General features: G+C 48.8%; 8 protein-coding genes and 1 pseudogene. All 9 read right to left on the minus strand.

Going from position 1 to position 7,659, the window contains the following annotated elements; translation table 11 throughout:
* Window positions 1-786, minus strand: a pseudogene (locus Q0C19_RS08790) (hypothetical protein); the annotation flags it as partial.
* Between the two features lie 9 nt (window positions 787-795).
* Window positions 796-1,554, minus strand: coding sequence for a molybdate ABC transporter substrate-binding protein (gene modA, locus Q0C19_RS08795; protein ID WP_295055180.1), 759 nt, complete (start codon window positions 1,552-1,554; stop codon window positions 796-798).
* 11 nt (window positions 1,555-1,565) lie between these two features.
* On the minus strand, window positions 1,566-1,982 hold the full coding sequence (locus tag Q0C19_RS08800; protein WP_295055182.1) for a TOBE domain-containing protein: 417 nt from the start codon (window positions 1,980-1,982) through the stop codon (window positions 1,566-1,568).
* A 159-nt stretch (window positions 1,983-2,141) separates the two neighbouring features.
* Window positions 2,142-2,918 carry a TOBE domain-containing protein gene (locus Q0C19_RS08805; protein WP_295055184.1) on the minus strand — a complete coding sequence of 259 codons (777 nt, stop codon included), beginning with the start codon at window positions 2,916-2,918 and terminating at the stop codon, window positions 2,142-2,144.
* Complete coding sequence (locus Q0C19_RS08810) at window positions 2,918-3,709, minus strand: shikimate dehydrogenase (protein WP_295055185.1); 792 nt, start codon at window positions 3,707-3,709, stop codon at window positions 2,918-2,920. The genes Q0C19_RS08805 and Q0C19_RS08810 overlap by 1 nt, the downstream gene beginning before the upstream one ends.
* The gene (locus tag Q0C19_RS08815; protein ID WP_295055187.1) at window positions 3,706-5,118 is read right to left on the minus strand and encodes an anthranilate synthase component I family protein; all 1,413 of its coding nucleotides are present in this window, start codon (window positions 5,116-5,118) and stop codon (window positions 3,706-3,708) included. The genes Q0C19_RS08810 and Q0C19_RS08815 overlap by 4 nt, the downstream gene beginning before the upstream one ends.
* A gap of 1 nt (window position 5,119) precedes the next feature.
* Window positions 5,120-6,055, minus strand: coding sequence for an SPOR domain-containing protein (locus Q0C19_RS08820; RefSeq protein WP_295055188.1), 936 nt, complete (start codon window positions 6,053-6,055; stop codon window positions 5,120-5,122).
* A gap of 42 nt (window positions 6,056-6,097) precedes the next feature.
* Complete coding sequence (locus Q0C19_RS08825; protein ID WP_295055189.1) at window positions 6,098-6,640, minus strand: DUF1882 domain-containing protein; 543 nt, start codon at window positions 6,638-6,640, stop codon at window positions 6,098-6,100.
* 16 nt (window positions 6,641-6,656) lie between these two features.
* Window positions 6,657-7,659: serine hydroxymethyltransferase (locus tag Q0C19_RS08830; protein ID WP_295055191.1), on the minus strand; the 1,003-nt coding region annotated here is incomplete at its 5' end.

Consider the following 7,659-nt stretch of genomic DNA (forward strand, 5'->3'; position numbering starts at 1 on the left):
GGCAGGTGCGGAATCCTGTCCGTACAGGTTTTGGACGTTGTTGATATCCGGATTCGGTAACGTGTCGTTAATCGCTTTGGTAACGGTGTAATGAGTACGATAGTAGTTTTTAATCGCATCCGGTGTGTCTCCCGTATCGGCCATTGAGCCGAAATAGGTCATACCGCGCTCTTTGATCTTATCGGCATAATCGAGCTGAACGGTCGTATTGGCAAGATCGTTGGAAATCGCCTGATATCCTTCGATAGCAATCGGAATCATTTTGGTATCATTGGGGGTGATCCACGGGTTGCTCATCAAAAATCGACCCCCTTTGATCGATGATTTGGCGATATCGTATTGGAGATACGCCTGGGCTAGAACGTTAAATCCCTGTCCGTATTCCGTTGCCGCTCCGGGACCGCGCGCAAACAGGTCTGATGCCGTCGTATTTTTCGCATATCCCGCATAGATGCCGTTATTATCGTCGCTCATACCGCTTAGTCCTCGGGTCGTATACATTCCAGCTCCGACGCTGAAACCGCGGAAAGGGGCACTTTTATAAATCAAACTTCCCCCGATAGCCATCCCTTCGCTGTCGCCGTCAGGTTTGGTATTGGTGTTGGACGGGTTGGGTACAGTCCCCAAATTCCATCCATCATTATCATCCCAGTTCGTATTGAAATATTGCATACGAATGCGAGCTTCGAGTTTTCCTTCCGTAAAGGCACGGGTCAAATCATCTTCCGCTTGAGCTAAGATAGATGCTCCCAAAATAAGTGCGGCGGCAATGCTGAGTTTTGTCATAAAGTATCCTTATTTTTTAGCAGGTAAGCCATACCCGCTCGCTTTCAAGATGGCTAACGCTTTAGGGGAAGAGATAAACCGGATGAATTTTTTAGCCGCGATCTGGTTTTCAGGTGAGCCGTTTTTGAGTCCCACCATCGCCTGATCGATCGTGTTGTACGATTTCGGATCGATTTCAATCCATTTTCCGACATTTTTCATCTCTGGGCTGAGGACGATTGATTTTGCCATAAAGCCCACATCGACTGCTTTCGTCGTGACATAGCTGCCCACTTGCGAAATTGATTCTGCGGTTACGATTTTTGGTACTGCCGAATCGGCTATTTTGTAATAGCGCATTGCATTCATTGCTTCTGTACCGTAAGGGGCGGTTTTGGGATTGGCAATGGCAATCTTTTTGACTGACGGATCGGCTACGATAGCGATTCCCTTAGAGAGATCGGCACCGGTATCACTCCATAAAATGAGTGTTCCGTAGGCATAGATTTGAGCGGGAGTTGTCGTGTATCCCCCTTGCACCAGTTTCGCAGGAAATTCGACATCTGCCGATAAAAAGGCATCATACGGTGCACCGCTCATAATTTGCTGTGTCAGTTTTCCCGACGCGCCGGTGATGATTTTGACATCGATCCCGCTTTCATCACTAAACGCTTTGGCGATATCGGTTATCGCGTATTTCATATTGGCCGCAGCGGCAACGGTGATCGTTTGGGCAGCCATTGCCGAAGCAAAGGCGAGAGAGGCGAATAATAGTGTCAACAGTTTCATCAAGGCTCCTTTTACAACATGCCGATAATGACACTTGAGGCTTTGAAGATCGCATAGACTTCATCCCCTTGTTTCATCATCAGCTCTTCGCACGATTCATTGGTTATTATCGCTGTGAGAGTAGTGTTTCCGATATTCATTTTGATCTCGGCGTTTACCGCCCCTTTGATAACGTCGCTCACGGTAGCGGCGAGGACATTGCGTGCGCTGATACGGGTAGGTTTGGTTTTTGCCAAAATAATCGAACTCGATTTGATCAGGGCATAGGCACTGCTCCCGATCGTGATTTCAAGATTTTTAACCGATTCATTGGTAATCGTAGCGACGAGTTTTTCAGAACCGAGGGAGAGGATGAGTTCGGAATTGACGGCACCGGTAATAACCGAATCGACCGTACCGTAGAGGGTGTTGCGGGCAGAGGTTAACATAAAAGACTCCTTGTATCTGTTTTGATATAATGATAAACACAAACCAAACATTGCAAAAACGGTTCACGGAAAAACGCGACAATTTCGTTATGTTTTGTAAGATATAACGAAATTATAGAGAAAAAGGCTTAAAGTTTGTAGGAGTATGATCTAAAAGTGTTATAGCCCGATAATAATATGACTTGGAGAGATCAGGGCGTAGGCGTTCATACCCTCGGAAAGTTTTTTAGTATCTTTGGGGTTCATGAGGGCGATAAGTTCGGTAAAAAGATCGAGTGCGAAGGTAATCTCATCCGTTTCGTCTTGGGATTCGATACGACTGATCGTCCCTTTGAGACAATTCAACGCTTCATCTGCTTTAGGGGGAGCGGTAACGATGCTCACGTCGCTCGATTTGATGATGGCGTAGAGATCACATCCGACACTAAGCCCCATGTTTTTAATCGATTTGAGGGTAATAACCGATTTGATCGTATGGCTTCCCGTCAACGAGAGGGTGAGGACACCGTTAAGACCTCTCTCTTCGATGCTTAGAAGAGTCGCCGGGAGCTGATTGCGCGCACTGGTGGTGAGAAAGGTACGGCTGAGGATGCGGGCGAGACGTTCGGGATCGTCTCCCGCTTCGGCGAAACGGTCGATAAACTGGCGGTGAAGCTCATTGAAGCGGTGAAACGTCGCGATGAGTTCGCGGGCGTAGGGGGTGAGTTTCGTCCCTCCGCCCCCTTTGCCGCCCGTTAATCGCTCTATCAGGGGCTGATCGGCGAGTGCGTTCATCCCGTTGATCCGCTCCCACGCCGCCTTGTAGCTCATTTTCATCTCTTTGGCGGCGGCATTGATCGATCCGGTCTTATCGATCCGCTCCAGCAGTTCGATCCGTCCCGCACCTAAAAAGCTTTGTCCCTCTTTGGTAAGCCAAAAACGTCCGTCGATCTGCATCAGAGGGAGAAACTGTGTTTCATCGGCACTTCGATCTCATTGTGAGAGAATGCACCGTGTATAAAAAGATAATTGGCCAATACCCCTTGCGCCAAAAGCATATCGGAGCCGTCTTTGTAGGGGAGGGCGCTGATTTTGACTTCACGCAGAAAGGGGGTCTCTTTGCCGTAAATAACATCGACGGCCCCTTTCGCATCGGATAAGAGTTCGCTCAGCAGCGCTCTAGGGATCGGCAATTCATCATCGCTCAGCCCCGCGGAAGTGGTGTTGATGATGAGATCGTACCGTGCGGCGGTAAAATCGTCCCAGCTGTACGCGTCAAAACCGCCGTTTTTGAAATACTCCAGCCGTCCGGAGGAGCGGTTGAGGATAGTCGGGGTGATATGCCCTTGATGCAGTGCGATAGAGAGGGCGCGTGCCGTTCCTCCCGCTCCGAGAATCAATGCGGTTTGGATAGAACCGAATGATTGTATCGCGGACATAAAACCGTCAGCATCGGTGTTGTACCCGATCATGCGCCCATTTTCCAAGACGAGCGTATTGACCGCCTGAATCGTTTTGGCGATACCGCGCACTTCGTCGCATTGCGCATAGGCGGCTTCTTTGTGGGGGACGGTGACGTTGGCACCGCTGAGGGCTTTGGCAAAAAAAACGTCGCGCAGCTGCGAGCCGTCGCTTAGGCGGGTACGGCTGTAGCACGCATCGATATTGAGCGCTTTAAAAACGCAGTTGTGCATCAGCGGGGAGCGCGAGTGGCTCACCGGATCACCGAAAATAGTAAAGAGATTCATTTAGGGGAAACCAGATCATCCAGTGTGCTCATCAGAGCGCCGAGTTTGTTGGTCACTTCGAGGTATTCGAGTTCATGCACCGAATCGGCAACGACACCCGCACCCGCTTGGAGAACAACATAATCGGGTTTGATAAGGGCGGTACGGATCGTGATGGCACTGTCCATGTTGCCGTCAAATCCGAAATAGCCGATGGTTCCGCTGTAAAATCCCCGTTTAACCCCTTCAAATTGCGCGATAAGCTCCATCGCACGGATTTTCGGAGCACCCGTCATCGTACCCGCCGTAAATGTCGCGGCGAGGAGATCGAACATATCTTTATCCTCTGCGATTTGGGCGTGGACATCGGAGACGATATGCATGACATGAGAATAGCGCTCGACATGCATCATCTCTTCCACCCGAACGGTTCCCGTTTTGGCAACCCGTCCGACATCGTTGCGTCCCAGATCGATCAGCATCAGGTGTTCGGATAGTTCTTTCGGATCGGAGAGAAGCTCCTCTTCGAGTTCCAAATCGCGCTGTTTGGTTCCGCCTCGTTTACGGGTTCCGGCGATCGGACGAAGGAGGATGTCACCGTCACTGAGACGTACCATCACCTCCGGAGAACTGCCGACGATGCTAAAATCTTCATACTCCATCAAATACATATACGGAGAGGGATTTTTGAGTCTTAAAATACGGTAAAAGCTGAACGGATCGATATGGGCATGGCGGATATAGCGGTTCGTCATCAGGATTTGAAATACGTCGCCGCTGAGAATCATCTTTTTGGACTCATCCACCATCGAGAAAAACTTCTCTTTCGAGAAGATAAATTCTCCCCCTTTGTCCTCTTGTATCGGCTTAAGCGGAGTGTAGCTATAGGGAGATTTGAGAACAGCCTCTATCTCTTCAAAACGTCCGATCATCGACTCGACACAGCTGAGCATCGTAATCGTTGCATTTTTATGCGAAACGACGAGGGCGAGTTTCGGGAGGATCAGATCCATATCGGGGATATCGGTTTGATCCTCCAGCTGGCTCATAGACGCTTCAAGGACATGTTCAAAAACCTGTACCATATCGTATCCGATATAGCCGATGAACCCGTCGATATAGCCGACATTCAGTTCGCGTGCTTTCTCACGATAGGCGGATTGATCGAGTGCGGCGTAATACTCTTTTAAAAATTCAAACGGAGAGAGGGTAAGCGAATGGCTATCTCCCTTTTCATCGATGTACGTTGTTATTTTATTACGATACGTGAGGCGTTCGCGTGCACCGATAACGATGATGGTGTAGTTTCCGTCACTGTTGCCGGCACTTTCAAATAGAAAACTGACTTCGGAGGGGAAAAGGCTTTTGGCCTTTTCGTAGACGGCTATGGGAGCAAATTGATCGAGAGAAAAATGGCGTGAAGAGATCACGTTACCCCTTTGTTATGTATGCGCCGGATTCGATGTTGCGTTTAACGTTTCCTAAGACATCCCGTGCTGCTTTTTCACCTTGGAACGGTCCGACCATCACTTTTGTAGCGGCTCCGGAAGGAACGGTTGTGTATTTAAGGCCGCTGGCATTGAGGCGATCGAAAAGGGCTTTGTTCGGCTCTTTGGAGAATGAACCTACTTGAATGTAATAGGTTCCGGTTGTATCAACGGCTTTGGGAGCAGCTTTAGGTGCTGCCTCCGCAGTTGCTTTTGCCGGTTCAGCCGCTGTTTTATCCGCAGCTTTCTCTGCCGGTTTTTGAACAGGTTCTGTAGCAGGCTTCGGTGCTGCTGCCACTGTTTTTTGGGCTACAGGAGCTTTTTTGGCCTCTGTCGGCTTCACGGTTTTAATAGTCGGCGTATTGACGACCGGCTGAGCAAATTTTTGAGTGGTTTGAACCGCAGGTTTAGGGGCAGCTTTTACCGGAGCGCTAGCGGGAACGCTTTGCACAGCCGGCTTGGTTTGCTGCTGAGGAGCACTCGGCTGCACGGCGGCCGGTGATGAGGATTGAACGACATGCTCCGGCGGAGGGGTGTTTTGAAACGACTCTTGTTTGATTTTTTGGGCGATTTGTCCCAAATCCTGAGGGGCGGACGGTGTAGTTGCCGCTGCTGCCGCTGTCGTATTGGAACCTTCTTGAATAACTTCAACCGGCTCAAAAAGAGGATCATTCGTAATCTCAGTCGGTGACGTCGGTGCAGGCGGAACTACGGCTTGCGGCGGCTGTGCATCACTTTGAGTTTTGAGCGAATTCATAATTACTAAAACAATAATGAGGATAAGGGTCAGAGCGGCAATCGCCAACAGCAATTTTTTACTGTTGGAGTTTGATCCGCCTTTGCTTAGAATGATGTCGTTGAGTTCATTTTTTTCTTCCATTGAAGTGCCGTTCCTTATAAGAGTAGATAGTGCTTATCGAATTTACATATGTTTCGACCACGAAGCACCGCGCTCTTTAGCGTACACTTCGTAGGGAAGATTGAGAATGTTGTATTCCATCGGTAAATCTAACGAGGGAAACATTCGCCACTGTTTCGGTTGCTTTGCGGCAAGTTTCATCGAAATCATTTTACCCAGTTGATTGGCTTCTTGTAAAGTCGTATGCCCTTTATGGATATAAACGTGCAGATGGCCGGGTGTTTTGGTCTCAAAAGCGGTAAAATTGATAAATCCCTCTTCTCTAAGAAGAAGTTGGGCTTTGTGATAAAAGCGCTGAGGATCGGTGCCGTTGTAATCGATAACGATATTTTCCACTTTTTCAAATTTATTAATCAGTGAATGGGCAACGGTGATCTGTTTTTTGAGATGCTGATCGATAATCGCCTGTGTGAGGGTTTTATCGATTTTTTCATATTTATTAAAAAATGTACGCCCTTTGAAATCGATTTTATCGACGACGGTGTCATGTTTCAGCCAGTAATGGTCTGAAATCATTTTAATCAGCTTTATATCCATCGAGGTCATACAGGGTACCTTTTGCTTAATATGTCGGTCGGTCGTAAATAACGAAATTTTTAGCCAGTGCTTTGAGCTCTTCTTTGATAGCGGCTTGTTTTCCCTCATTTTCGATATCGTCTAAAACGTCGGCAATACGGTTGGCAATGAGTTCAAACTCTTTCTCTTTCATTCCGCGTGACGTTAGAGCAGGGCTTCCGATACGGACACCTGAGGTGACGAACGGAGAGCGCGTTTCACCCGGAACGGTGTTTTTGTTAACGGTGATTCCCGCACGTCCGAGCGCGGCATCGGCATCTTTTCCGCTGAACGGTTTGTTGAGGAATGAGACGAGGACGAGATGATTGTCTGTTCCGCCGCTGACGATATCATAACCGCGTTTCATAAGTACGTCTGCAAGGACGGCGGCGTTCGCTTTGACTTGCTTGGCGTATACTTTCCACTCAGGAGAGAGGTTGAATTTGAATCCGACCGCTTTTGCCGCGATTACGTGTACCAACGGACCACCCTGAAGAGCAGGGAAGATAGCCGAGTTGATCTTTTTCGCAATCTCTTCATCATTCGTCATAATCATACCGCCGCGAGGACCTGCGAGCGTTTTATGGGTTGTCGTCGTTACGACATCCGCATACGGGAACGGGCTAGGGTGCTCACCGGCACAGACAAGACCTGCGATGTGGGCGATATCGGCAAATAAAAGTGCTCCGACCGCATCGGCGATTTCACGGAATTTTTTGAAATCGATTTCACGAGCATAGGCTGAAGCACCGCAGACGATGATTTTCGGTTGAACGATTTTAGCGATGTCGAGGACACGCTCATAGTTGATACGTCCGTCAAGTTCGACACCGTACGAGAAGCTGTGGTAGTTTTTACCTGAAAAGCTTACTTTTGAACCGTGTGTCAAATGTCCGCCGTGGCTGAGATCCATACCGAGGAGTTTGTCTCCCGCTTGAAGCAACGCCGCATAAACGGCACCGTTTGCCGATGAACCCGAGTGCGGCTGAACGTTGGCAAATTTGCATCCG

The organism is Sulfuricurvum sp. (assembly GCF_023250475.1).
GTDB lineage: Bacteria > Campylobacterota > Campylobacteria > Campylobacterales > Sulfurimonadaceae > Sulfuricurvum.

What these genes read in the sequence shown, in the direction of transcription:
- modA (WP_295055180.1), bottom strand. Translation starts at nt 1,554, where the DNA reads ATGAAACTGTTGACACTATTATTCGCCTCTCTCGCCTTTGCTTCGGCA.
- Q0C19_RS08820 (WP_295055188.1), bottom strand. Translation starts at nt 6,055, where the DNA reads ATGGAAGAAAAAAATGAACTCAACGACATCATTCTAAGCAAAGGCGGA.
- Q0C19_RS08825 (WP_295055189.1), bottom strand. Translation starts at nt 6,640, where the DNA reads ATGACCTCGATGGATATAAAGCTGATTAAAATGATTTCAGACCATTAC.
- Q0C19_RS08800 (WP_295055182.1), bottom strand. Translation starts at nt 1,982, where the DNA reads ATGTTAACCTCTGCCCGCAACACCCTCTACGGTACGGTCGATTCGGTT.
- Q0C19_RS08810 (WP_295055185.1), bottom strand. Translation starts at nt 3,709, where the DNA reads ATGAATCTCTTTACTATTTTCGGTGATCCGGTGAGCCACTCGCGCTCC.
- Q0C19_RS08805 (WP_295055184.1), bottom strand. Translation starts at nt 2,918, where the DNA reads ATGCAGATCGACGGACGTTTTTGGCTTACCAAAGAGGGACAAAGCTTT.